Raw genomic sequence first — 26,781 nt, forward strand, 5'->3', positions numbered from 1 at the left:
GAGTCGTACGTCCGAACCGGGAGGAGAGACGGGATGGGCAGCCGAACCGCGCTGGTCGAGGATCTGATGGAGCGGTTCCCGCACGTGCCGCGGGAAGCCGTCTTCAAGGAGGACCTGCTCCGCGGCGGTGTCGCCTTCGACCCGTCCGCGCTCAGCGACAACGAGGGCGGCGAGGTCAAGCCGAAGTCGTACTTCATCTTCTCCTTCGACCACGGCACCCTGCCCGAGCTGGGCGAGGCGGCGCTGCGCCGGCCGCCGGAGGAGATCATCCTCACCGGCGGCCCCTACGACCTGCGCCGCACCGTCGTCTCGGTGCGCGTGAACCCGTCCTCGCCGTACCGCGTCGCCGCGAACGACGACGGTGTGCTCGGCCTGTACCTCGACGGCAAGCGGATCTCCGACGTCGGGGTGCCGCCCATGCCCGAGTACTACCGGCACACCCTCGCCAACGGGAAGTCGGTCATGGAGGTCGCCCCGACCATCCAGTGGGGCTACCTGATCTACCTGACCGCGTTCCGCGTGTGCCAGTACTTCGGTGCCAAGGAGGAGTGCCAGTACTGCGACATCAACCACAACTGGCGCCAGCACAAGGCGGCGGGCCGGCCGTACACGGGCGTGAAGGACGTCGACGAGGTCCTCGAGGCGCTCGACATCATCAACAGGTACGACACCGCGAAGGTGTCCACCGCGTACACGCTCACCGGTGGAGCGATCACGTCGAAGGTCCAGGGCCTGGACGAGGCGGACTTCTACGGGCGGTACGCCAAGGCCATCGAGGAGCACTTCCCGGGCCGCTGGATCGGCAAGGTCGTCGCCCAGGCGCTGCCGCGCGACGACGTCCAGCGGTTCAAGGACTACGGCGTGCAGATCTACCACCCCAACTACGAGGTGTGGGACGAGTACCTCTTCAAGATGTACTGCCCGGGCAAGGAGCGGTACGTCGGCCGGGACGTATGGCACAAGCGCATCCTCGACTCGGCCGAGGTCTTCGGGGCGCGCAACGTCATCCCCAACTTCGTCGCGGGCGTCGAGATGGCCGAGCCGTTCGGCTTCAAGACGGTCGACGAGGCCATCGCGTCGACCACCGAGGGCCTGCGGTTCTTCATGTCGCACGGCATCACGCCCCGCTTCACCACCTGGTGCCCGGAGCCCACGACGCCGCTCGGCAAGGCCAACCCGCAGGGCGCGCCGCTGGAGTACCACATCCGCCTGCTCCAGGCCTACCGGCAGACCATGGAGGACTTCGGTCTCTCCTCGCCCCCCGGCTACGGTCCGCCCGGCGCCGGCAACGCGGTCTTCTCGGTCAGCTCCTTCATGGACAGTCTCCCGGCCGACGAACCCACCGCCGTTTGATAACACTTCGATGACGCCGTGCCTTTTCGCGGCACGGTATTGAGTCGCGCGGCGGCCGCACCCGTAGGACACTCCGAGCTCGGAGTCGTGGGGTGCGGCCGTCCTGTCGTGATATCTGAACAGGGCGCTTGTCAGTTGTGAGGGAGGCGTGAAAAGCTCTGCCCCTGCCGCGAGGTTCCCCCCAACTCCGATGCCGATCCGGTGAGTTGACCTCGCTTGTGGATGCAGGAGACTCATGCCCGACCTGCCGACCCCTCAGGACGCCACCGAGGCCGCGCTGTTCTCCGAGTGCTGGGACGCCGTCCTCGCGTACGCGGACCTGTGCACCTCCGGTTCCACGGCCGCCGCGCAGCTCGGCCGCGAGGCGTTCGCGCACGGCATACGCGAGGCCCGCGCCGCCGACACCGGCCCGGTCCGCGGCACCGCACGCCGCCCGGCCCGGCTGCCCCGCATACCCCTGCTGCTGACCTCCGTACGCACCACGGCGGCGGCCTGGGAGGAGGCGGGGCAGGGCCACAAACTCGACCCCGACCTGCGCCTGTGGCTCAACTCGGACAAGGCCGCCCGCTACACCGGCCCGCCCCTGCAGCGCCCGCTCGCGCTGCGCGGCCTGCGCGATCTGCAGCAGGCGGACGCGGAACTGCTGTGGTTCACCGAGGTGGAGGCGCTGCCGCTGCCCCTGGTCGCCCGCCGTCTCGGCCTCGACCCGGCCGGCGCCGCCGAGGAACTCCAGCAGGTGCGCACCCTGTTCCGGGACCGCTGCCACCGCAACCACCTCGACACGCCGATGGACGCACAGTGCCGCAGCTACGCCCGGCTGCTGGACGCCGTCACCCGCTCCTCCGCCGCCGAGACCCCCGGCGACCTCTCCCGGCACCTCGCCACCTGCACGCAGTGCGCCGAGGCCGCGGCCTGTCTGCGCCTGCACGGCGGCTCCCTGCCCGGGGCGCTGGCCGGCGGGGTGATCGGCTGGGGCGGCCTCGCCTACCTGGAGCGCCGCCGCCGCGCCGCCGAGGTGCGGCTCGGCGCGGGCCGCACCGGCCCGGCCGACAAGGCGGCCGGTGAACCGCAGGACGGCGAACAGAAGGCGCGCGTCGCCCGCAACGGCCTCCTTGTTGCCGCCGTCCTGGTCTCCGCACTGGCCCTCGGTGTCTCACTGATGCCCTTCGGCGGTGGAGACGACGAACTCGGCGCGCCCGGCGGCACCGACCGCCAGCCGGTGGCCGACCCCGCTCCGCCCCTGCCGTCCGCCCCGTCCCTGCCGCCGGCCGCCTCCAAGCCGGCCGAACGGACCACCCAGGGCACGAAGCAGCTGAAGAAGTCCGGCACGCCGCAGGACAGGAACCGCCACACCGAACCGCAGGGCACCTCCTCGCCCACCGGCCGCCCCGAGCCGGACGAGAGCGGCGACCCCGTCTGCCGGGTCGAGTACGACCTGGTCAACCAGTGGCCCGACGGCTTCCAGGCCACCGTGACCGTCACCAGCGCCCGGTCCCTCGACTCCTGGCGCGTCGCCTGGTCCTTCCGCGACGGCCAGAAGGTCGGCCAGATGTGGGACGCCTCGGTCTCCCAGGACGGCTCCCGCGTCACCGCCACCGCCGCCGACTACAACAAGTCGGTCCCCGCCGGCGGCGACCTGGCCTTCGGCTTCATCGCCTCCTGGCACGGCAAGAACTCCCCGCCGTACGACTTCGAGGTGAACGGGCACGCCTGCGCGCAGGGCCGTTGACGAACTCCCCTTCGTCAGGCGGCAAGCGGCACCTGCTCGCCCTCTTCCGCGTTCTGGTACCGAGCCCAGATCTGGTTCAGCTCATGCTGGTAGTAGAGCGGGAACAGCACGGCCACGATGTAGAGAATGAGGCCGATCCAGGGGTTGCAGCTGCGCTCCATCCCGGCCGACTGCTGCATGCGGGCAATGCGCACACCGGTGTTGTAGACCGACACGAAGGGCGGAACGATCAGCAGCCAGCCGAGGGTGATGGCCACCACGGCAAGCGCCGGATTGACCTCGATCCGTGAATCGAATTCCCGGGCCTCGCGATTGATTTTGTAGTACCAGACCAGGTGGTAGATACCCAGTGTGATCAGCGGCCAGATCAGCCACACGAGAAAGATGTTGCGGGTCTTGCCTGCGCGACCTGACATGCTGCACCTCCCGTCATTCCAGTGCACCACGTCCGCCCACCACGTGCGCGTCGTGCCTTAATTCCGTGGCGCCCGGGGGGCGCACGCCTCTATGGTGGGGGCGAATCGCGCGGCGGCCCGGTGCTGCCGCCGTCGGCCGTGTGACGAGCAGGAGGTGTGATCGATGGCTGTCTTCGAGACGGGCGCTGCCCGCATCCGGAAGTTCATCAAGTCCACCTCCGTGGCCTCCGGCTGACCCCTTTCTCCCAGCGCCTTCGAGCGCGCCGCCGGGGCCACCCTTGTGAAGGGTCACCCCTTGTCTTTCTCCTCTCTCCCGGGTTCGTCCTCGTCTGCCTCGCATCCGCTTCAGCCGTACGGCTGGGACGCGGGCTGGGAGGCCGAGTTCGCGCCGTACGAGGCCGAAGGCCTGCTGCCGGGCCGGGTCGTACGGGTCGACCGCGGGCAGTGCGACGTCGTCACCGCCGACGGGCCGCTGCGGGCCGACACCGCTTTCGTCACCCCGCACGACCCCCTGCGGGTCGTGTGCACCGGCGACTGGGTCGCCGTCGAGCCCGGCGGGAACCCGCGCTACGTCCGCACCTGCCTGCCGCGCCGCACCGCCTTCGTCCGCTCCACCTCCTCGCAGCGGTCCGAGGGGCAGATCCTCGCGGCCAACGTCGACCACGCCGTCATCGCCGTGTCCCTCGCGGGCGAGCTGGACCTCGGCCGCATCGAGCGCTTCCTCGCGCTCGCCTGGGAATCCGGGGCCCAGCCCGTCGTCGTCCTCACCAAGGCCGACCTCGTGCCGGACGCCGTGACCCGCGGGCACCTCGTCCAGGACGTGGAGACGAGCGCGCCCGGCGTGCCGGTCGTGCCCGTCAGCTCCGTCGACGGGGACGGGCTCGACGTCGTCGCCGCGCTCGTCGGCGGAGGGACGTCCGTGCTGCTCGGACAGTCCGGCGCGGGCAAGTCGACCCTCGCCAACGCGCTGCTCGGCGAGGACGTCATGACCGTCCGGGCCACCCGCGACGTCGACGGCAAGGGCCGCCACACCACGACCACCCGCAACCTGCTCGTCCTGCCCGGCGGGGGCGTCCTGATCGACACCCCCGGACTGCGCGGCGTCGGACTCTGGGACGCCGAGACGGGCGTCGGGCAGGTCTTCTCCGAGATCGAGGAACTGGCCGAGCGCTGCCGCTTCCACGACTGCGCCCATGAGGCGGAGCCGGGGTGCGCCGTGCTGGCCGCCATCGACAGCGGCGAGCTACCGCAGCGGCGCCTGGAGAGCTACCGCAAGCTGCTGCGGGAGAACCAGCGCATCGTCGCCAAGACCGACGCCCGCCTCCGTGCCGAGATCCGCAAGGACTGGAAGCGGAAGGGGGCGATGGGCAGGGCCGCGATGGAGGCGAAGCGGGGGGCGCACTGGCGCGCGTAGCCGTCTCGCGCCGCGGTACCGGAGCCTGCGGCGCGCTCGCGCAGTTCCCCGCGCCCCTGACGGGGCGTGATGCCGACCGCGTCGCCGTTGCCGGGCACCCCCGCATCGCGGTGTCCGATTTCCGCCAGCGGCCGGTCGGCCGCCGGCGGAGACTGGACCTGTGACAGACCAGGGAACGGACGAGGACACCAGGTACGAGGCCGTGCGCAGTCGTGACGCCCGCTTCGACGGCGTGTTCTTCTTCGCCGTCGGGACGACCGGCATCTACTGCCGGCCGAGCTGCCCCGCGGTCACCCCCAAGCGGGCCAACGTACGGTTCTTCGCCACGGCCGCCGCCGCGCAGGGCTCGGGCTTCCGGGCCTGCCGGCGGTGCCGTCCGGACGCGGTGCCCGGCTCCGCCGAGTGGAACGTCCGCGCCGACGTGGTGGGCCGGGCCGTGCGGCTGATCGCCGACGGCGTGGTCGACCGGGAAGGCGTCGCCGGGCTCGCCGGACGCCTCGGCTACAGCGCACGGCAGGTGCAGCGGCAGCTCACCGCCGAACTCGGCGCCGGGCCGGTCGCCCTCGCCCGGGCCCAGCGGGCCCACACCGCACGCGTCCTCGTGCAGACCACCGGGCTTCCGATCACCGAGATCGCGTTCGCGTCGGGCTTCGCCAGCGTGCGGCAGTTCAACGACACCATCCGGGCGGTGTACGCGTCGACCCCCAGCGAGCTGCGCGCCGCCGCGCCGAAGCACGGCCGGGCCCGCCGTACGGCCACCCCGAACGCCGGCATCCCGCTCCGGCTCGCCCACCGCGGCCCCTACCGGGCCGGACCCGTCTTCGACCTGCTCGCACACGAGACCGTACCCGGCATCGAGGAGGTGAGCGGACAGCGCGGCACCCGCACCTACCGGCGCACCCTCCGCCTCCCGTACGGCACCGGCATCGTCGCAGTCGACGAACGCCCCGGCGCCGCCCGGACCGGGCCCGGCGCCCACCCCGGGGGCTGGCTGGACGCCCGCCTGCACCTCACCGACCCGCGCGACCTGACCACCGCCGTCCAGCGGCTGCGGCGCCTCTTCGACCTCGACGCCGACCCCTACGCCGTCGACCAGCGCCTCGCCGCCGACCCGCGGCTCGCGCCCCTGGTCGCAGCCCGGCCCGGGCTGCGCTCGCCGGGCACCGCCGACCCGGAGGAACTCGCGGTGCGCGCACTCACCGGCCGCACGGAAGCGGAACGGCTCGTACACCGCTACGGCAAGGCCCTCGACGCCCCCTGCGGCAGCCTCACCCACCTCTTCCCCGAGCCGGCCGTGCTCGCCGCTGCCGAGCCCGGCGGCACCCTCGGCGCGCTCACCGCCGCCCTCGCCGACCACGCCGTACGCCTGGACCCGGGTGCCGACCGGGACGAGGCGCAGGACGCCCTGCTGGCCGTGCCCGGCCTGGACGCCCGTACGGTGGCCGAGATCCGCACCCGCGCCCTCGGCGACCCGGACGTCGCCCCGCCCGGCCTCGACGTCCCCGACAGCTGGCGCCCCTGGCGCTCGTACGCACTGAACCACCTGCGCGCAGCAGGGGAGTGGGAGTCCCGATGACCTGCCCGACCTACTGGACGAGCGTGCCCGGCCCCCTCGGGCCGCTGCTCCTCACCGCCGCCCCGACCGGCGAGCTGACCTCACTGTCGGTGCCCGGCCAGAAGGGCGGACGCGAGGTGCGGGAGGACTGGCGGCGCGACCCCGGGCCCTTCCGGGAGGCCGAGGAGCAGCTCGCCGCCTACTTCGCCGGGGAGCTGAAGGAGTTCCGCCTGGCCTGGCGCACCGAGGGCACCGCCTTCCGCGAGAAGGTCTGGGCCGCGCTGGACGACATCCCCTACGGCTCGACCACGACCTACGGCGAGATCGCCGCGCGCATCGGGGCGCCCCGGGCGGCCGTGCGGGCCGTCGGCGGTGCGATCGGCGCGAATCCGCTGCTGGTGGTCCGCCCGTGCCACCGGGTGATCGGCGCGGACGGCGCACTGACCGGATACGCGGGAGGCCTGGACCGCAAGGTACGGCTGCTGACCCACGAGGGCGTGCTGCGTGCCTGAGGGCTCACGGCTGAGGACTCACGGCTGAGGACTCAGGGCTGAGGGCTGAAGGCTCAGCCCCAGACGACCGCGCCCACCCAGGCCGCCGCGATCAGCTGGCAGGTGAACAGTTCAGCCAGGATGCTGGAGCCGCCCGCGCGCATGACCGTGCGCAGGGCGGCCACCGCGTCGGCGTGCCGGCCGAGGCGGAGCCGTTCGAAGAGGTAGACACCGCCGAGGAATCCCGGGATCGCGCCGAGGACCGGGACCAGGACGAAGCCGAGGACGGATCCGGTGCCGGCGCAGGCCAGCATGCGGCGGGTGGTGCGGTTCATGCGCAACCGCCGCGGCGGCAGCGCCCAGCGGACGGCCTGGGAGAGCAGCAGCAGGACCGTGGCCCCGACCAGCACCCACCATGCGACGGGCTGCGGATCCTTCAGCGCCCACCACATGACCGCGGCCCACACCAGCAACGATCCCGGCATGGCGGGCAGCAGCACTCCGCACAGCCCGAGCAGGATGACCAGCCCGACCAGCAGGAGGTCCCACACTCCCATCTGACCAGCCTGCCGGAACACGGGAGAACACGCAGGTCAGAAGCCTGGCCGGGCCCCAGACCCGCAGGTCAGCCGCCCGCGCGCCGCCGGACCCCGGATTTCGGATGACCGTTCTATCGCTCACCCGAGGCGCCGTTCACCTGCCCGCGGCCGGCCGGTTTTTTCCACAAGCCCCGTTTTCATCCGGCTCGTGCGGTGGACAATTACGGGCATGAGCCAGCAGGGGGGAAGGCCCACCGGTCACGAGGACGACTGGTGGAGGGAGTTGTACGAGGACTCCACCGACGACACGGGCCCCACACCGGCACGGGATTCCCTGGACGACCGGTTCGCGTCGGCGTCGGGGGCGGTGGGAGACGCGGCGGAGGGGCGGACCGGTCCCTCGGACCGGCCGGCGGCGCGGCCCCCCGGCTCGGAGCCGGGGGTTCCGGCACCCCGGACCGGGGCCGACGACGCCCCGGCGACGCCCCGCCCGAACGGCCGGGCCCCGCAGCGCGCCCCCTGGGAGCCACCGCCGCCCCGGCCCACCGGGCCCATGAGCTTCCCGGCCGCACCGAACCCGCCGGGCCGCCCGGAGCGGACCCGTTCGCAGGAGCGGCCGGGCAGCGCGTCCCCGGGCCCGGCCGGGTCCCGTCCGCCCACGGGTGAGCAGGCGGCCGGCCCGCCCCCGCCCACGGCGGCTCCGCGTCCGTCCCCGGATGACGGGCCGGGCAGGGCGGCTCCCGCCGCGGCGGGCCCTGACCGGCCCTCCTCGGGCGAGCGAACCGGCGGCGCACCACCGCCCACCCCTGCCCCACCCCCACCCCCGCCCACAGCCGCCCCGCCTCCGCCCTCGGAGCGCCCGGGGCAGCCCCCGGCCCCGACGTTCTCCGCCTCCGGGACGCACCCCGTTCCCCCACCCCCCAAGGCCCCTCCGGCCTGGCAGGACCCCGAGGCGCGCCCCGCCGCGGCATCGGAGCCGCCCGCCAGCCCCGCCCCACCGGCCACCGCCGCCGCGCCCCACGACGCCCCGCCCCCCGCTCCGACCGGCCGGCCGCCCGCACCGCCGCGCCCCGCCGAGCCGCCGCCCACTGACTCACGCACCGCAGACTCACGCACCCCGGCCTCACGTACCCCGGATCCCCGCACCGCGGAGCCACGTGCCGCCGAGCCCCGGTCGGGATCGCCGTCCCCCGTCGACACTCCGCCCACCACGAATCCCCCTCCCGGCCAGGACGGCCCCCGGATCGAGCGCCCGGCTCCCACCCCCCGGCCCCGTGGCCACGTCGGAACCCGGCCCCCCACGTACGACGCCGAACCCACCGCTCTCCCGGCCGCCGATCCGGACGACCTCGACGATCTCGTGCCGGACACGGTGCTGGACGGGGCCCGGTACGGGGCCTGCACCCTGCGGGCCGTCTCCGTGCGGGGGGACTCGGCGCGGTACCGGGGCGAGCCCCGCAGGGACTCGCTGCTCACCGCCCGGTTCGGGACGGGCGAGCACGCGCTGCTGCTGGTGGCGATGGCGACCGGGGCCCGGGCCACACCGGGTGCGCACCGGGCCGCCGCCGAGGCCTGTCACTGGATCGGCCGGGCCGTCGGACGCAGCCACCCGCGCCTGGTCGAGGACATAAGGGACGGCCGGCGCGGCGACCTCAAGTCCGGGCTGCACCGGCTCATCGACCGCAGTCTCGGCAAGCTCCGGGCCAGCGCCTCCGAGCAGGGCGTCGACCCCGAGGAGTACGCGGCCAGCCTGCGCTGTCTCCTGCTGTCGGCCGACCCCGGCTGCCGGACCCGGGTGTTCTTCGGGGTCGGACCGGGCGGACTGTTCCGGTTGCGGGAGGGGGAGTGGCAGGACATCGAGCCGCGGGTCGCCGACGTCAAGGGCGAGCCCGTCCTGGGCTTCGGCTCGCCGCCCTCCGAGACCCCCGAGGGCGACCGGCTCACCATGGACCTGGGCATTCCGACCCCGCCCAGCCCGTACGAACCGGCCCCGGAGCCGCCCCGCGAGCCCTTCCGCTTCCGGACTTCGGTCGCCCGCCCGGGTGACACGCTCCTGATGTGCAGCGGCGGCCTCGCCGACCCCCTGCGCGGCGAGCCCGAACTGGGCGAGTACCTCGCCGAGCGGTGGTCCCGCCCCGAACCGCCCGGCCTCGCCGCGTTCCTCGCCGACTCCCAGGTACGGGTCAAGGGATATGCGGACGACCGCACGGCCGCCGCGGTCTGGGAGGCGTGAGCGCCACCGGTGTGACTTGATGGAACCCGGAGGGATCCCAGGAGACCGAAGGGGCAGACGAGAGCCATGGCCAAACAGAACGTCGCGGAACAGTTCGTCGACATCCTGACCCGCGCCGGGGTCAAACATCTCTACGGAGTCGTCGGCGACAGCCTCAACCCGGTCGTCGACGCCGTCCGCCGCAACTCCGCCATCGACTGGATCCACGTCCGGCACGAGGAGACCGCCGCCTTCGCCGCCAGTGCCGAGGCGCAGATCACCGGCCGGCTCGCGGCCTGCGCCGGCTCCTGCGGCCCCGGCAACCTCCACCTCATCAACGGCCTCTACGACGCCCACCGCTCCATGGCCCCGGTCCTCGCCCTCGCCTCGCACATCCCGTCCAGCGAGATCGGCCTCGGCTACTTCCAGGAGACCCACCCCGACCGGCTGTTCAGCGAGTGCAGCCACTACAGCGAGATGATCTCCAGCCCGGAGCAGATGCCGCGGCTGCTGCAGACCGCCATCCAGAACGCCGTCGGACGCAGCGGCGTCAGCGTCGTCACCCTGCCCGGCGACATCGCCGACCGGCCCGCCCCGGAGAAGGCCGCCGAGTCCGCCCTCGTCACCTCCCGCCCGACGGTCCGCCCGGGCGACGCCGAGATCGACCGGCTCGTCGAGATGATCGACGGCGCGGGCAAGGTCACCCTCTTCTGCGGCAGCGGCACGGCCGGCGCGCACGCCGAGGTCATGGAATTCGCCGGGAAGATCAAGTCCCCGGTCGGGCACGCCCTGCGCGGCAAGGAATGGATCCAGTACGACAACCCCTTCGACGTCGGCATGAGCGGGCTGCTCGGCTACGGCGCCGCCTACGAGGCCACCCACGAGTGCGACCTGTTGATCCTGCTCGGCACCGACTTCCCCTACAACGCGTTCCTCCCCGACGACGTGCAGATCGCCCAGGTCGACGTCCGGCCCGAGAACCTCGGCCGCCGCTCCAAGCTGGATCTCGCGGTGTGGGGCGACGTACGGGAGACGCTGCGCTGTCTGATCCCGCGCGTGAAGGAGAAGAAGAACCGCCGCTTCCTCGACCGGATGCTGAAGAAGCACGCCGACGCGCTGGAAGGCGTGGTGAAGGCGTACACCCGCAAGGTCGAGAAGCACGTGCCGATCCACCCCGAGTACGTGGCGTCCGTGCTCGACGAAGTGGCCTCCGACGACGCCGTGTTCACCGTCGACACCGGCATGTGCAACGTCTGGGCCGCCCGCTACATCTCACCCAACGGCCGCCGCCGGGTCATCGGCTCCTTCTCCCACGGGTCGATGGCGAACGCGCTGCCCATGGCGATCGGCGCCCAGTTCACCGACCGCAAACGGCAGGTCGTGTCGATGTCCGGCGACGGCGGATTCTCCATGCTGATGGGCGACTTCCTGACGCTGGTGCAGTACGACCTGCCCGTGAAGGTCGTGCTGTTCAACAACTCCTCCCTCAGCATGGTCGAGTTGGAGATGCTGGTCGCCGGCCTCCCCTCGTACGGCACCGCGAACAAGAACCCCGACTTCGCCGCCGTCGCCAGCGCCTGCGGTGCGTACGGGGTGCGCGTCGAGAAGCCCAAGGACCTCCCCGGCGCCCTGAAAGACGCCTTCAAGCACAAGGGGCCGGCCCTCGTCGACGTCGTCACCGATCCCAACGCCCTGTCCATCCCGCCGAAGATCAAGGCCGAGATGGTGACCGGCTTCGCCCTGTCCGCCTCGAAGATGGTGCTGGACGGCGGGGTCGGCCGGATGCTGCAGATGGCCCGCTCCAACCTGCGCAACGTGCCCCGCTTCTAGCTGTAGGGCCCATGTTCTAGCTGTAGGGCACCCACGCGCGTGCGGAGGTTTCGTACACGTAGCGGGGCAGCCCCTTGATGCCGCTGGTGCGGAACGGGCGGCCGGCGTCGTCGATCCGGACCGTGCCCGTGCGGCCCTGCGAGGACCAGTCCAGCTCCAGGTACCAGCGGCAGTCGCACCCTTGGGTCCTGGCGTTGACCAGCAGCACCTCGGGATCCCGCGCCGAGACGCGGTACGGCATGCGCACCGCCGGGACCGGCGTACCCGCGTCGCTCCCGGCGACCGCGCGGGCGATGGGGCGGTCCTTGTCCAGGTTCACCTCGAAGGAGCGCGGCGTGATGGAACCGCCGCAGCCCCGGTCCATGGCGTAGGCGTTGCCCTGCGCCGGGGCCGTCCGCCCCACCACGCGTACGCGCAGCGCCTCCAGCACGACGGCCGTGTCGGTCCGCCCCTGCACGGTCAGCTCCACGAGGGTCTCGCCGCCGTGCACCGCGTTCTGCGACGCGGCCCAGACGCCCGCGTCCTGCGGGACGGGCGGCGGCGCCACCTGCCCGGGCGGCCTGGCGATGACGTAGTCGTGAGCGCAGCCGAGCTCCCAGGCCTGGGAGTTGGCCGACCAGGTGAGGGGCGGGGTGGGCGCGGAGCCGCCGGTGGGCGGGGTGGTGCGCGGGGTGGTGCGCGGGGTGGTGCGCGGGGAGGGCTTCAGCTGCTTCGGGGCGGCGGAGGGAGAGGACCGCCGGGGAGCCGGGGAGCCGCCGCTCGGAGTGGGCGAGGCGCCGCGCCGGTCCGGTGCCCTGGTCTCCGTCATGGCGGAGGGGGCCGGACCGGCCGAGCCGGCCCGGTCGCCGGCCGGCGTACGCCGCCCGTCCGGCAGTGCGGCGAGGCTCCCGAGCGCCGCGAGCACCACGCAGACGGCGGCCAGTCCGACCGCGACGCGTCTGCGGCGGTACCAGGGCCGGCGGGGGAGCGGGGGGTCTCCCGCAGGGGCGTGCCCCGGGCCGTCCGCCGCGTCGGTAACCGAGCTGTCCATCCCGTCGTCCGCCGCGTCGGATACCGGGCTGTCCACCGGGTCGGGTACCTGGCCGTCCGTCAATCCGTTGACGACGTCCGGTGCGTGCTCCGGTTCGTCCGCCCCGGCGGCGACCTCGCTCTCCTGCGCAGTACCGGCCGCAGCCGCCGTCCGGGGCCGTTGCCGCGCGGCCACCGCCAGGAGCCAGCGGCGGTGCAGTTCCAGACGTTCCTCCGGGGACGCCCCGCACAGGGCGGCGAAGCGCTCCACCGGCGCGAAGTCGAGCGGGACCGCGTCGCCCGCGCAGTAGCGGTGCAGGGTCGAGGTGTTCATGGCCAGACGCCGGGCCAGCGAACCGTAGCTGCGGTCCGTGCGCTCCTTCAGCGCCCTCAGCAGCGCCGCGAACTCCCCGACGTCGTCGACGTCGCTCTGTGCCGACACCGTTCCCCCGTCCTCGTAGGTCCGACCCGGCCCGGAACGGCATCCCAGGCACTCCATGTACCTGCACGTCAGACGGGCTGGGATGGTTCCACCGTGCCCGATCGAACGCCGGCTGTTGCGCCCGCCCGGTGTGACCGCTGATGCTTTTGGTGTCGCACCGAGCAGGCCCGGGCCGACCAGCCGGCCTCGCGGCGGCATCCGGCATCCACGCCGTCTGCATTCGTCCACGCCTCGTCCACGCACTCATCCACGGGGGAACACCCATGCCCAAGCACCTCCGAGCCAGCGCGCTCACCGCACTCACCGTCGCCGCCCTCGCGGCGGGCACGGTCCTCACGGCACCGGCTGCCGGCGCCGCGCCGAAGGCCGCCGCCCCCACGTTCCTGTCGGCGTCCCAGCTGCCGCCGCACCCGACCTCGGCCTGGACGGCCGGCCCGGTCACCGAAGGGTTCCCGGAGGAACTCGGCTTCTGCGTGAGCACGGAGGGCGTGCCCTCCTACGACTACCGGCACCGGCAGTTCCGGACCGACCTGGACACCGGCGCCGTGCAGCTGACCGTCGTGGCGGACACGGCCGCCCTGGCCAAGGCCCTGGCGAAGCACTACGACGATTTGATCCGCACCTGCGCCGACCGCATCGAGCAGAACGACCCCGACGTCGAGGCCGAGGGCCGGGACTACGGCACCCTGCCGGTCGAGGAGGGCGCCCACGTCCGCGGCCTGCACACCGAGACGTCCTGGGGTGCCACGGACATCTCGCTGCTGTCCGTCGGGCGGGACGGCAGGACCGTCACGGTCGTGCAGTGGGGCCAGATGGGCGACTTCGACGACGCCCCCGTGGCCGCCTTCAAGAAGACCACGACCACCGCCGTCAACAAGCTGTACTGACCGCTCGCGCCGGAAGGCCGGGGCCGTCCTCCCGCCACGGGGGTGGGGAGGACGGCCCCGTACCGGTCCCGGCGGATGTCAAGACGTCGTACTTCGGCCAATTTCGCCGGAGCGCCGTGCGTGGAGGCCCGTCGCCCCAGCCCTTCACCCTGTACGCAGGGATCGGCAGCCGGCCATCGGCCCATCGTCCGATCTCCGGCGGTCAGGATCCACCCGCGGACCCTGACCGGCTACCCTCTTGTCCCCCTCACCCGCAGCGTCGTACCGCTCGGCGCCCCGCCCCCGGGCCGCCCGTCCCGTTCCGGTGGCCGAACACCCGGTCGTTGACAATTCGACATGACTGCCGCGTTCCCGTTGGGGCATGGATCCCCGTGAACATGTTCGAGCAGGAGGGGAACCGACATCGGCGCGCGGGCGGGGGTCATGGAGAGGCAGGCACGACGAGGCGGTCCCATAGCGATCGGGAGCTACTCGACCAAGACAGTGGAGGACGGGGCCGACGACATCACGGAGCGGGATCCGGCACCGCAGTTGAGGCGCAGACTCGGGCGGGCGGACCTGCGGGCCGTCCCGGAAGCCCGAAGGGCCCTGCGGGAACTGCTCGGGCAGTGGGGGAAGCACGGGCAGTCGGATGTGGCGGAGCTGCTGACCAGCGAGCTCGTCACCAACGCGATCGTCCACACCGACCACGACGCGGTCCTGACGGCCACGGTCGGGCCCCACGGACTGCGGGTGGAGGTGCGGGACTTCGTGGCCCGCAGGCCCCGGCTGCGTGTACCGGTCGCCGACGACGGTACGAACGGCAGGGGCCTGTTGCTGGTGCAGTCCCTCGCGGACGCCTGGGGGGTCCGGCCGCACGGCGTGGGCAAGGCCGTCTGGTTCGAGCTGGAGGCGGAGGCGGCGTGAACGCCGAGGGGGCGCGGCCCGCAGGCCACGCCCCCTCGGCGCTTCGCTCCGGCTCGGCTAACCGAACTGCTGCTCAAGGTCCTTGAGCTTGCGCTCCAGGGAGTCCAGCCGCGGCAGCGCCATGGTGTCGTCCTCCGCGGTGAGGTCGACCGTCACGGGGTCAGCTCCTTTGCGCACCGGCTGAAGGGAGGGACGCGAGCGCACGGGCAGGGGCTCCGGCGCCGATATGGCAGGCTCCGCGGTGACCTGCGAGGAGCCGCGCTCCACCTGCACCTCCAGCTGGCGTCCGGCACCCCGGCCGAAGTGGCCGCGGTGGCCGCGGCTGATCGCCTTCAGCTGGGCCCGCTCCACGCGCTGCTGGTCACGCCGCCGCTGCCGCGCCTCTTCCTTCTTGCGCCGGTCGTCGCGCACCTCGTCGACGGCCTCGTCCAGGCTGCGCACACCCTCGAGGAGCATCAGCGACCAGGCGCGGTAGGTCTCCCTGGGGGCCCGCAGCCAGCGCACCATACGGATCTGCGGCAGCGGGCGCGGCACCAGGCCCTGCTCCCGCAGGGCGGCCCGGCGGGTCTGCTTCAGCGCGCGGTCGAAGAGGACCGCCGCCGACAGGGACATGCCCGCGAAGAAGTGGGGGGCACCCGCGTGACCGATGCCCCGGGGCGCGTGCACCCAGTTGAACCAGGCCGCGGCGAAGGCGAACGTCCAGACCAGTATCCGGGAGCCGAGCGCCGCGTCACCGTGGCTGGCCTCGCGCACCGCGAGGACGGAGCAGAACATCGCCGCGCCGTCCAGGCCGAACGGGACGAGGTACTGCCAGCCGCCGGAGAGCCCGAGGTTCTGCTCGCCGAAGCCGACCAGGCCGTGGAAGGACAGCAGGGCGGCGACGGCCGCACAGCAGAAGAGGAGGAGGTAAGAGAGGGTGCCGTAGACGGCTTCCTTGCGTCTGCGGCGTTCCTCGCTGCGCTCCCAGGAGTCGTCCGCGCTCGTGTCCTTGACCGAGGAGCGCTTGCCGCGCGCGAGCACCGCCACCGCCGCCAGCATGCCCAGGAAAAGCACGGCGCCCGGAAGCAGCCAGTTCAGCGATATGTCGGTCAGTCTCATCTGGGTGGTCCCTTGCATTGGGATAGGGCGTAACGCCCGCCATAGTGGCCCAATCCCGTCGGCCCTCAGGGGGTTTCGGGGCAAGAGGCCGCCAAGGAGGTGCAAGGGAATGCCCAGGGCGGCGTTCTGCTCGAACTGCCGCTTGAGGGGGGGGAGTTGAGTTCGAACAAGACTACCCGTACGAGTGGTTCCCCGGAAAGTTCCCGTGACACGTGAGGATGATGTGAACCGCCTGTGGGCGTACGGGTGTCCGGTTCCGTGATGATCTTACGGGACGGCGGGGGCGGATCCGGCCCCGCGGAAGCTCAACTCGCCGTTGCCAGAAGCTTGGTGACGCGGTCCGAGTCGCAGGTGCGCGGGCAGGTGGCGCAGGTGTCCTCGGGGCGGAGTGTGTAGAACATGCAGCAGCTCGCGCGGTCCCGGGTGAGCAGCGGCTGGCCGCCCGGGCCGGCCAGCTCCCGGAACGCCGCCGTGCCGACGTACGGCTTGGTCGCGCCCGGCAGGAGCAGCTCCAGCTCGCGCATCGCGCGCCGCTCCTCGATCTCGCCGAGCAGCTGGGCGATGTACCAGACCCCTTCGACGATCTCGTCGGTCGCCATGCCCCACAGGGCGCGTCCGCGGCGCCGCATCCGGGGGCCGAAGCCGGTCAGGACCGGCTCCAGGTGCTCGGCGACCGCCGACCGTACCTCCGCCCGCAGCGCCTCCTCGTCCGGGACGACCCGGGCGCCGGGCAGGGCGGCCGCCTCGTCGCCGGGCAGGCAGGCGAAGCCGGCGGGGCGGACGGCCATGCGTCCGAGGGCGTGGCCCGGGGCGGTGCGGTCGTACGAGACGTGGGTCACGGGGTAGCGGGGGACGCGGCGGTGCAGGAACCACGGCACGGTGATCAGGAGGCAGGCGGGCCAGGCGTAGCGGTGCAGGCCGAAGGTGGCGACGACGTCGGGGCGGGCCTGGCGGCCGTAGTCCCGTTCGATCTGGGCCACGTCCCATGCGAGGAAGCGGTCGAGGGCGGGGCCCGCGGCCGCGAGGTCGGCGGCCGTGGTCCAGCCGCCGCCGTGCGGGGTCTCGGCGTCGGCGTCCAGTTCGGTGACCGCCAGGCCCGGGAGGACCTCGGCCAGGCGGGTGTAGGCGCCGGAGACGGCCGAAACGGGCGCAGGCATGTGATCACCGATCCGTCGGGGGAAACGGGGCTCTTAAAGGTAAGCCTAACCTTACTCAAGATCTCCGGAAATTGAACGGGGATGTGAACTGGGGGCCGGGGCGCTTATGGTGCTTGACGGACGAGTAACAACCCGCCGTAATGACCCCAAGTACCGATACGTCCGGAGGAGGACCTGTGAGGCAGGGAGCGCAGGGCTCCGCGGAGACGGGGGTTCCGTGGGTGGGGGTGGGTCGGGGACGGTCGGCTGCCGGTGCCGGTGCCGGTGCCGGTGCCGCTGCCGGTGCCCGTGCCGCTTCGGCTGCCGCTGCTCAGGTGCGGGTGCCGCGGCAGGGCGGCGAGGCGGTGGTGCGGGGGGAGCATACGCACAGTGAGCCGCCCGCGCCGCCCGCGCCGGTCGTGCCTGTCGTTCCGCGGGTTCGGCCGGTGGTGCAGCGGGCCTCCGTGCGGGGGCAGATTCTGGACGCGCTGCGGGCCGCGCTGGTGGCGGGGGATCTACGGCCCGGGGAGGTGTACTCGGCGCCGGTGCTGGGTGAGCAGTTCGGGGTCTCGGCGACGCCGGTCCGGGAGGCCATGCAGCAACTGGCCCTCGAGGGGGCCGTCGAGGTCGTGCCGAACCGTGGGTTCCGGGTGGTCGAGCGGGGCGTGCGGGAACTGGCGGAGCTGGCCGAGGTCCGGGCGCTGATCGAGGTTCCGGTGATGCTGCGGCTGGCCCGTACCGTGCCCGCCGAGCGCTGGGCCGAACTGCGGCCTCTCGCGGAGGCGACGGTCCGCGCGGCGTCCTCCGGCTGTCGCGCGACCTACGCGGAGGCCGACCGGGGGTTCCACCGGGCCGTGCTGTCCCTCTCGGGCAACGAGCAACTGGTTCAGATCGCGGAGGACCTGCACCGCAGGGCGCAGTGGCCGCTGGTCGGGGGTGGGCCGGGGGTGCGGGGGCGGGCCGACCTGGTGGCGGACGCGCACGAGCACACGGCGTTGCTGGACGCGCTGGTGGCGCGTGACCTGGATGTGGTGCGGGCGCTGGTGGGGGAGCACTTCGGGGGTGCGGCGGGGGCGGCTGCCGCGGGCTGAGCGTGCGCCTTCGCGTAGGGGGTGGGTCGGGGTCGCGCCGGGGGGTGTCCGTCCTCGGAACGGCGCGATGGACCTTCATACCGACTGACTGTCCGTTGACGCGCCAACCGCTGCGGGCGGACACCCCCCGACACGGCCCCTTGCGTACGACGGCGGGTGCGGGCGCGCCTAGCTGCGGGCATGCGTGCCGCTAAGGGCGGCACGGGTGGGCGCAGCGGCACCCCGTACCGCCGGGCTGCTGACCCACCCGGCCTCAGCACCGACGCCGAGTACCCCGCACCCCCGTCAAGCCGTCGCAGCCGGCGGAACCGGCGGAGCCAACTGGCGGGACAGCCACGTCGGTACGCCCCCGAGGAGGCGGAACAGGCGGCGGGCCTCCTCCCGCAACCGGGACGCCTCCGGCTCCGTCTCGGTGTCGGCCAGGGACACCAACGCCGGGGCGGTGCCGACGAGATAGCCCAGCTCCTCCCGGATCCGCAGCGACTCCGCGAAACCGTGCCGCGCCTCCGCCAACTCCCCTTCCCGCAGGGCGAGTCCCGCGAGGTGTCGCCACGTGAAGGACAGCAGCAGCGGGTCGGAGTGCGCCGTCGCGCCCGCGTGGGCCCGGCGGTAAGCGGCCCGGGCGGCCTGGGGCGCGCTCGTGAGGTTCTCCGCCAGCAGGCCGCGACGGAAGTCCAGCAGAGCCCGCGCGGGAGCCCCGGGAGGGAGCAGTGCCGCCGCCCGGCCGAGCGCTGCCCGTGCCTCGTCGGCCCGGTCCCGTACCGCGAGCAGCGTCGCCGCGTAGGCCAAGTACCCGCGTTCACAAGCGGCCGCGCCGCGTTCGTCGTCGCTGTGGGCCATCGCCTCGGCCGTGCGCAGCGCGTCCTCGGCCTCCTCCCAGCCCTGCTCGGTGTACAGACACCGTTCCACCAGCAGCGACGCGCGTTGCAGCGCCGCCGCCGGTGTGGCCGGCAGCAGCAGGGCCGCCGCGTCGGCCCAGCACCCGCGGGAGCGCAGCCGCCATACCGCGGTCTGGAGGGGATCGTCACCGGCGGTCGTTCCGTTACCAGACATGGCGGTATGCGCCACGTTGCCCTCCCCGAGCACGCCATCGAGCTGTTGAGTGGTGGCGGCATCTCAGCACGAATCGGCGGGCCGGGCCAAGGGGGTGGGTGAAGGATTTCACAAAGTCGTGGGACTCGGGGGTGCCCGGGGTTTGCCGCCGGGGCACCTCGCGTATCAGCTCATGCGCAGTGCCAGGAAGAAATCCAGCTTGTCCTCGAGCCGCGACAGATCACGACTCGTCAACTGCTCGATCCGGCCGACCCGGTAGCGCAGCGTGTTGACGTGCAGGTGCAGACGGGTGGCGCAGCGGGTCCAGGAGCCGTCGCAGTCGAGGAAGGCCTCCAGGGTGGGGATCAGCTCGGCACGGTGGCGGCGGTCGTAGTCGCGCAGGGGGTCCAGGAGCCGGGCCGTGAAGGCCCGGCGGACGTCGTCCGGGACGAAGGGCAGCAGCAGGACGTGGGAGGCCAGTTCCTGGTGGCCGGCCGCGCAGACCCGGCCGGGGCGGGCCGCGGCGACGCGCCGGGCGTGGCGGGCCTCCTCCAGCGCGCCCCGCAGGCCCTCCGCCGAGTGGACGGCCGCGCTGACGCCGAGGGTGAGGCGGCCGTCGTCGTTCAGGCCGGCCGTGAGGGGCTCCCGTACCGATGCCAGGAGCACGTCCGCGAGGACGCCCGTCTCCGAGCCGTCGTGCTCGGCGGAGACGGCCGGGAGGGGGACCAGGGCGATGGCCTCACCGCCGGTGTGGGCCACGGCGATGCGGTCGGAGTGCTCCGGCCCGGCGACCGCGGGGTCGACGAGGACCTCCTCCAGCAGCGCCTGCGCCACCGGGCCGCCCTCGATCTCCTCGCCGTCCCAGTCGACGCGGGCCACCACGACCTGCCAGTGCGGCGCGGCGCCCAGGCCGGGCAGCAGCACCGGCGCGGCCACGCGCAGCCGGGCGGCGATCTCGGCGGGTGCCGCGCCCGTCTGGACCAGTTCCAGGACCTCCTGGGCCAGGCGGCGGCGGACCGTGCGGGCCGCGTCGCGGCGGTCCCGCTCGACCGCGATCAGCTGGGTGACGCCATAGAGCAGGTCCAGGCGCTCTTCGGGCCAGTCCCCGGCGTCGGCCTCCACGGCCAGCAGCCAGTCCGACAGGACGGTCTCGCGGACGTCCCGGGCCGGCTGCGGGGAGCGGCCGGTGGAGCGGACCGGGAACAGGGAGTACGTCGTGGCGCCCAGGGTGACGCGGTGGGGGCCGCGGCGGCCGGTGCGGGTGGCGGCCAGGTGCTCCCCGGCGAGCCGGGCGCACGCCTCGGGCGGCAGGGCGGGCCCCGCCGCCTTCGACCCGGCGATCGGGCGGCCGGTGGGGGAGAGGACCCAGGCCCGCAGGTCCAGGTCCGTGCCCAGCAGGTCCAGGACCACGTCGGGGCCGCCGCCCGCGGGCCCCGAGGTCATCATGCGGCGGTGGCGGTCGACGACCGCCGCGAGATCGCCGGCGCGCTCGCCGGACACCTGCCGTACGACGTGCTCGGTGATGGTCGCGAACGCCACCGACTCGTGCACCGCGAACAGGGGCAGGCGGTGCCGGGCGCAGGCCACGACCAGGTCCTCGGGGACGTCCCCGAGCTCGGCCTCGCCCGCCGCGAGGGCCGTCACGCCCGCCTGCACCAGGATCCGGACGAACGGCTCCGAGTCGTCGGCGTCCCGGCGCCAGGCCAGGCCCGTGAGCACCAGTTCGCCGCCCGCGAGGTAGCGGCTGGGGTCGCGGAGGTCGGTGGTCATCACGCCCCGCACGGTGCGGTCCAGCTCGTCCTCGCCGCCGAGCAGCTTGAGGCCCAGCGCGTCGGTGTCCAGCAGTGCGCGCAGCCGCATTCTCGTCGCCGCCGTTCTTTGTCTCGAAATCAAACCCTGCCCGGGCTGTGTCCCAGGTCACGCGGCCGTGTCGCGTGTTTCCACAGGAGAACGAGGAGGTTTCTGAGGACCTCCGTTCATACGAATCTACAAGATGCCTGTCCTGGCCAGCCAACTCCTTCATGGTTTCCGTGACTGACTCGCTTGGCGCAGCGCGCTGTGTACTGAGGCCACTACGCGTTAACAGCACATGAACGAGCCGGGACCGCCGCACACGGATTGGCTCAATCTGAACGCCCCACGAGAAGACGAAGAAGAGAGCCGGTCATGGACTTCCTTCGCCCCGCCAGCTGGGAGGAGGCGCTCGCCGCGAAAGCCGAGCACCCCACAGCTGTGCCGATTGCGGGTGGCACCGACGTGATGGTCGAGATCAACTTCGACCACCGCCGGCCCGAGTACCTCTTGGACCTGAACCGCATCGGCGACCTCTCCGAGTGGGAGGTCGGCGAGGACAGCGTGCGGCTCGGTGCCTCCGTGCCGTACACGAAGATCATGGAGAACCTGCGCGCCGAACTGCCGGGTCTCGCCCTCGCCTCGCACACGGTCGCCTCGCCGCAGATCCGCAACCGCGGCGGCGTCGGCGGCAACCTCGGCACCGCCTCCCCGGCCGGTGACGCCCACCCCGCCCTGCTCGCCGCGGGCGCCGAGGTGGAGGTCGAGTCGGTGCGCGGGAGCCGTCTCATTCCGATCGACGCGTTCTACACGGGCGTGAAGCGCAACGCGCTCGCGGCCGACGAGCTGATCCGCGCCGTGCACGTGAAGAAGGCCGATGGGCCGCAGCAGTTCTCCAAGGTGGGCACCAGGAACGCGATGGTCATCGCCGTGTGCGCCTTCGGGCTCGCGCTGCACCCCGGGACGCGGACCGTGCGGACCGGGATCGGCTCGGCCGCCCCGACACCCGTCCGGGCCAAGGCCGCCGAGGAGTTCCTGAACGCCGCGCTGGAGGAGGGCGGCTTCTGGGACAACGGGCAGATCATCACCCCGTCGGTCGCCAAGCAGTTCGCGGACCTGTGCTCCGCCGCCTGCAACCCGATCGACGACGTCCGGGGTACCGCGAGCTACCGCCGCCACGCGGTCGGCGTCATGGCCCGCCGCACGCTGACCTGGACCTGGGAGTCCTACCGCGGCACCCGCCGCCTCACCGAGGGAGCTGCGTGATGCGTGTCAACTTCACGGTCAACGGCCGTCAGCAGGAAGCCGACGACGTGTGGGAGGGCGAGTCCCTGCTGTACGTGCTGAGGGAGCGGCTCGGCCTGCCGGGTTCCAAGAACGCCTGTGAGCAGGGCGAGTGCGGCTCATGCACGGTCCGCCTGGACGGTGTGCCGGTGTGCTCGTGCCTGGTCGCCGCCGGGCAGGTGGAGGGCCGCGAGGTCGTCACCGTCGAGGGGCTCGCCGACTTCGCCAAGCAGCGTGCCGAGGGCGGCTGCGCCTCCGGAGCCTGCGGTACGTCGCTCCAGGACTCACAGCTGGGGGTCCCCCCGGGCGAAGCCTGGGGGAGGGAAGGTAAGGGCACCGACTCGCAGACCGGCGAGGGCACCGAGCTGTCCGCCATCCAGCAGGCGTTCATCGACGCCGGCGCCGTCCAGTGCGGCTTCTGCACCCCCGGCCTGCTGGTCGCGGCCGACGAGATGCTGGAGCGCAACCCGACGCCGAGCGACGCGGACATCCGCGAGGCGCTGTCGGGCAACCTGTGCCGCTGCACCGGCTACGAGAAGATCATGGACGCGGTCCGCCTCGCGGCCGCCCGGCAGTCGGAGGCGGTCTGATCATGGCGTCCCCCAGCGGAACCCCCACGAAGATCACCCAGGGCTCCCAGACCAAGGGCGGCATCGGCGAGTCCACGCTCCGCCCCGACGGCACCCTCAAGGTCACCGGCGAGTTCGCGTACTCGTCCGACATGTGGCACGAGGACATGCTGTGGGGGCAGATCCTGCGCTCGACCGTCGCGCACGCCGAAATCCTGTCCATCGACACGGGCGAGGCCCTGGCCATGCCGGGCGTCTACGCCGTACTGACGTACGACGACCTGCCCACCGATGTGAAGAACTACGGGCTGGAGATCCAGGACACCCCGGTCCTCGCCCACGGCAAGGTCCGCCACCACGGCGAGCCGGTCGCCCTGGTCGCCGCCGACCACCCGGAGACCGCGCGCCGGGCCGCCGCGAAGATCAGGGTGGACTACCGCGAGCTGCCCGTCATCACCGACGAGGCCTCCGCGACCGCCCCGGACGCGCTGCTGGTCCACGAGAACCGCGACGACCACCACGCCGGTCACGTCCCGCACCCCAACATCGTCCACCGCCAGCCGATCGTCCGCGGTGACGTCACGGCCGCCCGGGAGCGGGCCGACGTCATCGTCGAGGGCGAGTACATCTTCGGCATGCAGGACCAGGCCTTCCTCGGCCCCGAGTCCGGCCTCGCCGTGCCGGAGGAGGACGGCGGAGTCCACCTCTACATCGCCACCCAGTGGCTGCACAGCGACCTGCGCCAGATCGCGCCCGTGCTCGGCCTGCCCGAGGACAAGGTGCGGATGACGCTCTCCGGCGTCGGCGGCGCGTTCGGCGGCCGCGAGGACCTGTCGATGCAGATCCACGCCTGCCTGCTGGCCCTGCGCACCGGCAAGCCCGTCAAGATCGTCTACAACCGCTTCGAGTCGTTCTTCGGGCACGTCCACCGCCACCCCGCCAAGCTGTACTACGAGCACGGCGCCACGCGCGAGGGCAAGCTCACCCACATGAAGTGCCGGATCGTCCTGGACGGCGGCGCCTATGCCTCCGCCTCCCCGGCGGTCGTCGGCAACGCCTCCTCCCTGTCCGTCGGCCCGTACGTGGTCGAGGACGTGGACATCGAGGCCATCGCCCTCTACACCAACAACCCGCCCTGCGGGGCGATGCGCGGCTTCGGCGCGGTACAGGCGTGCTTCGCCTACGAGGCGCAGATGGACAAGCTCGCCGCGAAGCTCGGCATGGACCCGGTGGAGTTCCGCCGGCTCAACGCCATGGAGCAGGGCACGCTCCTGCCGACGGGGCAGCCCGTCGACTCCCCGGCCCCGGTCGCCGAACTGCTGCGCCGCGTCAAGGCGATGCCGATGCCGCCGGAGCGCCAGTGGGAGTCCAGCGAGGGCGCCGACGTACGGCAGCTGCCGGGCGGCCTGTCCAACACCACGCACGGCGAGGGCGTCGTACGCGGCGTCGGCTACGCGGTCGGCATCAAGAACGTCGGCTTCTCCGAGGGGTTCGACGACTACTCCACCGCCAAGGTCCGCATGGAGGTCGTCGCCGGTGAGCCCGTCGCCACCGTGCACACCGCCATGGCGGAGGTCGGCCAGGGCGGCGTCACCGTCCACGCGCAGATCGCCCGCACCGAGCTGGGCGTCACGCAGGTGACCATCCACCCGGCCGACACCCAGGTGGGCAGCGCCGGTTCGACCTCTGCCTCCCGGCAGACGTACGTCACCGGCGGCGCCGTGAAGAACTCCTGCGAGCTGGTCCGCGAGAAGGTCCTGGAGATCGGGCGCCGCAAGTTCGGCTCCTACCACCCGGCCTGGGCGACGGCCGAGCTGCTCCTGGAGGGCGGCAAGGTCGTCACCGACGGCGGCGAGGTCCTCTCCGACCTGGCCGACGTGCTGGAAGGTGAGACCGTGGAGGTCGAGGCGGAGTGGCGGCACCGGCCGACCGAGCCCTTCGACCTGCGCACCGGGCAGGGCAACGGGCACGTGCAGTACTCCTTCGCCGCGCACCGGGCCGTCGTCGAGGTCGACACCGAGCTCGGCCTGGTCAAGGTCATCGAGCTGGCCTGCGCCCAGGACGTCGGCAAGGCGCTCAACCCGCTGTCGGTGCTCGGCCAGATCCAGGGCGGCACCACGCAGGGCCTGGGCGTGGCGGTCATGGAGGAGATCGTCGTCGACCCGAAGACGGCGAAGGTCAAGAACCCCTCCTTCACCGACTACCTGATCCCGACCATCCTCGACACGCCGACCATCCCGGTCGACGTCCTCGAACTCGCCGACGAGCACGCCCCGTACGGGCTGCGCGGCATCGGTGAGGCACCGACCCTGTCGTCCACCCCGGCCGTCCTCGCGGCGATCCGGAACGCGACCGGGCTCGAGCTGAACCGGACTCCGGTGAGGCCCGAGCACCTGACGGGCACACAGCTCTCCGAGGGCTGAGCAGTCACGTCCCCCTGGGGGGCTTCGTCCCCCAGGGCCCCTTGTTCGTCTCGGGCCGTCCCCCGGGTCGTGAACATCCCAACCCCCTTTGAAACTTGGGAGACGGCACCCATGACCCAGCAATCACTGGAGCCGAGGGCCACAGCCGAAGACGCGGGTGAAGGCACCCGCGTCCCGGCCGGACGGTCCTGGCTCGACCGGTACTTCCACATATCCCGCAGAGGGTCCACGGTCGCCCGTGAAGTGCGCGGCGGCATCACGACCTTCATGGCGATGGCGTACATCCTCCTGCTCAACCCCCTGATCCTGTCCGGCAAGGACGCGGCCGGGGCCACGCTCGCCCAGCCGGCCCTGATCACCGCGACCGCGTTCGCGGCGGCCTTCACCACCCTGCTGATGGGCTTCGTCGGCAAGGTGCCCCTGGCCCTCGCCGCCGGCCTCTCGGTCTCCGGAGTCCTCGCCTCCCAGGTCGCGCCCGAGATGACCTGGCCGCAGGCGATGGGCATGTGCGTGATGTACGGCGTGATCATCATGCTGCTGGTCGTCACCGGCCTGCGCGAGATGATCATGAACGCGATCCCGCTCGCGCTCAAGCACGGCATCACCATGGGCATCGGTCTGTTCATCGCCCTCATCGGCTTCTACAAGTCGGGGTTCGTGCACCAGGGCAAGGCCACGCCCCTCGCGCTCGGCCCGGCGGGCGAACTGGCCGGCTGGCCCGTGCTGCTGTTCGCCGGGACCCTGCTGCTGATCTTCATGCTGCAGGCCAGGAACATCCCGGGCGCCATCCTCATCGGCATCGTCAGCGGCACGGTCGTCGCGGCGATCCTGAACGCGGCCGGTGTCATCGACCCCCGGCAGTGGGCGGGCGGCGCACCCGAACTGCACGGCAGCGCGGTGTCCATGCCCGACTTCTCCCTCTTCGGGGAGGTGCGGTTCGGCGGCTGGGGCGAGGTCGGCGCGATGACGGTCGGGATGATCGTCTTCACGCTGGTGCTCGCCGGGTTCTTCGACGCGATGGCCACCATCATCGGCGTCGGCACCGAGGCCAAGCTCGCCGACGACAAGGGCCGCATGCCGGGCCTGTCCAAGGCGCTGTTCATCGACGGGGCCGGCGGCGCGATCGGAGGCGTGTCCGGCGGCTCGGGCCAGACGGTGTTCATCGAGTCGGCGACCGGTGTCGGCGAGGGTGCCCGTACCGGCCTGGCGTCCGTGGTGACGGGCCTGTTCTTCGCGGCCTGCCTGTTCTTCACGCCGCTCACGGCGATCGTGCCGCAGGAGGTCGCGTCCGCCGCCCTCGTCGTCATCGGCGCCATGATGCTGATGAACGCCCGGCACGTGGACTGGGCCGACCGGGCCACCGCCATCCCGGTGTTTCTCACGGTCGTGCTGATGCCGTTCACGTACACCATCACCACCGGCGTCGCCGCCGGCGTCATCTCCTACGTCGCCATCAAGTCCGCCCAGGGCAAGTGGCGCGAGATCGGCGCCTTCATGTGGATCCTCACGGCGGTGTTCGTCGTCTACTTCGCCCTCAACCCGATCGAGAGCTGGCTGGGCGTCCACTGACGCCCC

The 26,781-nt window shown here is 72.7% G+C and carries 21 protein-coding genes; 14 read left to right on the top strand and 7 right to left on the bottom strand.

Annotated features, from left to right (window positions below; all coding sequences use genetic code 11):
* The first annotated feature begins 33 nt into the window (after positions 1 to 33).
* A complete protein-coding gene (locus tag IGS69_RS27835) occupies positions 34 to 1,353 on the top strand; it encodes a radical SAM protein (protein ID WP_190903224.1) in 1,320 nt (439 codons plus the stop codon).
* A gap of 235 nt (positions 1,354 to 1,588) precedes the next feature.
* Positions 1,589 to 3,082, top strand: coding sequence for a cellulose-binding domain-containing protein (locus IGS69_RS27840; protein WP_190903225.1), 1,494 nt, complete (start codon positions 1,589 to 1,591; stop codon positions 3,080 to 3,082).
* 14 nt (positions 3,083 to 3,096) lie between these two features.
* Here IGS69_RS27840 and IGS69_RS27845 read toward each other — a convergent pair whose 3' ends face one another.
* The gene (locus IGS69_RS27845; RefSeq protein ID WP_190903226.1) at positions 3,097 to 3,498 is read right to left on the bottom strand and encodes a DUF4234 domain-containing protein; all 402 of its coding nucleotides are present in this window, start codon (positions 3,496 to 3,498) and stop codon (positions 3,097 to 3,099) included.
* 295 nt (positions 3,499 to 3,793) lie between these two features.
* On the opposite strand from IGS69_RS27845, the gene rsgA reads away from it, so the two are divergent.
* From rsgA to IGS69_RS27860, 3 genes are all read left to right on the top strand, one after another.
* Complete coding sequence (rsgA, locus tag IGS69_RS27850) at positions 3,794 to 4,912, top strand: ribosome small subunit-dependent GTPase A (RefSeq protein WP_190903227.1); 1,119 nt, start codon at positions 3,794 to 3,796, stop codon at positions 4,910 to 4,912.
* Positions 4,913 to 5,072: 160 nt separating this feature from the next.
* Positions 5,073 to 6,488, top strand: coding sequence for a DNA-3-methyladenine glycosylase 2 family protein (locus IGS69_RS27855; RefSeq protein ID WP_190903228.1), 1,416 nt, complete (start codon positions 5,073 to 5,075; stop codon positions 6,486 to 6,488).
* Positions 6,485 to 6,979, top strand: a complete 495-nt coding sequence (locus tag IGS69_RS27860; RefSeq protein WP_190903229.1) for a methylated-DNA--[protein]-cysteine S-methyltransferase — start codon at positions 6,485 to 6,487, stop codon at positions 6,977 to 6,979. Before IGS69_RS27855 ends, IGS69_RS27860 begins: the two co-directional genes overlap by 4 nt.
* Positions 6,980 to 7,032: 53 nt before the next feature.
* On the opposite strand, the gene IGS69_RS27865 is transcribed toward IGS69_RS27860, so the two are convergent.
* Positions 7,033 to 7,515 (bottom strand): DUF456 domain-containing protein, encoded by a 483-nt coding sequence (locus IGS69_RS27865; RefSeq protein ID WP_190903230.1) that lies wholly within the window; start codon positions 7,513 to 7,515, stop codon positions 7,033 to 7,035.
* 211 nt (positions 7,516 to 7,726) lie between these two features.
* Between IGS69_RS27865 and IGS69_RS27870 the strand changes: the two genes are divergently transcribed.
* Both IGS69_RS27870 and IGS69_RS27875 read left to right on the top strand, forming a co-directional pair.
* The gene (locus IGS69_RS27870; protein ID WP_190903231.1) at positions 7,727 to 9,730 is read left to right on the top strand and encodes a protein phosphatase 2C domain-containing protein; all 2,004 of its coding nucleotides are present in this window, start codon (positions 7,727 to 7,729) and stop codon (positions 9,728 to 9,730) included.
* A gap of 66 nt (positions 9,731 to 9,796) precedes the next feature.
* Positions 9,797 to 11,539 carry a pyruvate dehydrogenase gene (locus IGS69_RS27875; protein WP_190903232.1) on the top strand — a complete coding sequence of 581 codons (1,743 nt, stop codon included), beginning with the start codon at positions 9,797 to 9,799 and terminating at the stop codon, positions 11,537 to 11,539.
* A gap of 16 nt (positions 11,540 to 11,555) precedes the next feature.
* Here the strand turns inward: IGS69_RS27875 and IGS69_RS27880 are convergent, their stop codons facing one another.
* On the bottom strand, positions 11,556 to 12,989 hold the full coding sequence (locus IGS69_RS27880; protein ID WP_190903233.1) for a transcriptional regulator: 1,434 nt from the start codon (positions 12,987 to 12,989) through the stop codon (positions 11,556 to 11,558).
* Between the two features lie 263 nt (positions 12,990 to 13,252).
* Between IGS69_RS27880 and IGS69_RS27885 the strand changes: the two genes are divergently transcribed.
* On the top strand, positions 13,253 to 13,876 hold the full coding sequence (locus IGS69_RS27885; protein WP_190903234.1) for a hypothetical protein: 624 nt from the start codon (positions 13,253 to 13,255) through the stop codon (positions 13,874 to 13,876).
* A gap of 423 nt (positions 13,877 to 14,299) precedes the next feature.
* Entirely contained in the window at positions 14,300 to 14,782 is a 483-nt protein-coding gene (locus IGS69_RS27890) for an ATP-binding protein (RefSeq protein ID WP_232543661.1), read from the top strand.
* A gap of 57 nt (positions 14,783 to 14,839) precedes the next feature.
* Here the strand turns inward: IGS69_RS27890 and IGS69_RS27895 are convergent, their stop codons facing one another.
* Positions 14,840 to 15,880, bottom strand: a complete 1,041-nt coding sequence (locus IGS69_RS27895) for a DUF2637 domain-containing protein (protein WP_190903235.1) — start codon at positions 15,878 to 15,880, stop codon at positions 14,840 to 14,842.
* A 305-nt stretch (positions 15,881 to 16,185) separates the two neighbouring features.
* Positions 16,186 to 17,037 carry a (2Fe-2S)-binding protein gene (locus IGS69_RS27900; RefSeq protein WP_190903236.1) on the bottom strand — a complete coding sequence of 284 codons (852 nt, stop codon included), beginning with the start codon at positions 17,035 to 17,037 and terminating at the stop codon, positions 16,186 to 16,188.
* A gap of 176 nt (positions 17,038 to 17,213) precedes the next feature.
* Between IGS69_RS27900 and IGS69_RS27905 the strand changes: the two genes are divergently transcribed.
* The gene (locus IGS69_RS27905; protein ID WP_190903237.1) at positions 17,214 to 18,107 is read left to right on the top strand and encodes a GntR family transcriptional regulator; all 894 of its coding nucleotides are present in this window, start codon (positions 17,214 to 17,216) and stop codon (positions 18,105 to 18,107) included.
* A 285-nt stretch (positions 18,108 to 18,392) separates the two neighbouring features.
* Here the strand turns inward: IGS69_RS27905 and IGS69_RS27910 are convergent, their stop codons facing one another.
* Together IGS69_RS27910 and IGS69_RS27915 are read right to left on the bottom strand one after the other, a co-directional pair.
* Positions 18,393 to 19,160 carry a hypothetical protein gene (locus IGS69_RS27910; protein ID WP_232543662.1) on the bottom strand — a complete coding sequence of 256 codons (768 nt, stop codon included), beginning with the start codon at positions 19,158 to 19,160 and terminating at the stop codon, positions 18,393 to 18,395.
* Positions 19,161 to 19,325: 165 nt separating this feature from the next.
* Positions 19,326 to 20,999, bottom strand: a complete 1,674-nt coding sequence (locus IGS69_RS27915) for a PucR family transcriptional regulator (protein WP_190903239.1) — start codon at positions 20,997 to 20,999, stop codon at positions 19,326 to 19,328.
* A gap of 306 nt (positions 21,000 to 21,305) precedes the next feature.
* Between IGS69_RS27915 and IGS69_RS27920 the strand changes: the two genes are divergently transcribed.
* The 4 genes from IGS69_RS27920 (at position 21,306) to IGS69_RS27935 (ending at position 26,775) form a co-directional block, all read left to right on the top strand.
* Positions 21,306 to 22,196, top strand: a complete 891-nt coding sequence (locus IGS69_RS27920) for an FAD binding domain-containing protein (protein WP_190903240.1) — start codon at positions 21,306 to 21,308, stop codon at positions 22,194 to 22,196.
* Positions 22,196 to 22,804: a (2Fe-2S)-binding protein gene (locus tag IGS69_RS27925; protein ID WP_190903241.1), complete on the top strand. Its 609-nt coding sequence runs from the start codon at positions 22,196 to 22,198 to the stop codon at positions 22,802 to 22,804. The genes IGS69_RS27920 and IGS69_RS27925 overlap by 1 nt, the downstream gene beginning before the upstream one ends.
* Before the next feature lie 2 nt (positions 22,805 to 22,806).
* Complete coding sequence (locus IGS69_RS27930; protein WP_190903242.1) at positions 22,807 to 25,206, top strand: xanthine dehydrogenase family protein molybdopterin-binding subunit; 2,400 nt, start codon at positions 22,807 to 22,809, stop codon at positions 25,204 to 25,206.
* 111 nt (positions 25,207 to 25,317) lie between these two features.
* Positions 25,318 to 26,775, top strand: a complete 1,458-nt coding sequence (locus tag IGS69_RS27935) for an NCS2 family permease (protein WP_190903243.1) — start codon at positions 25,318 to 25,320, stop codon at positions 26,773 to 26,775.
* The last annotated feature ends 6 nt before the right edge of the window (positions 26,776 to 26,781 follow it).

This window comes from Streptomyces tuirus (genome assembly GCF_014701095.1).
In the GTDB taxonomy this organism is placed as follows: domain Bacteria; phylum Actinomycetota; class Actinomycetes; order Streptomycetales; family Streptomycetaceae; genus Streptomyces; species Streptomyces tuirus.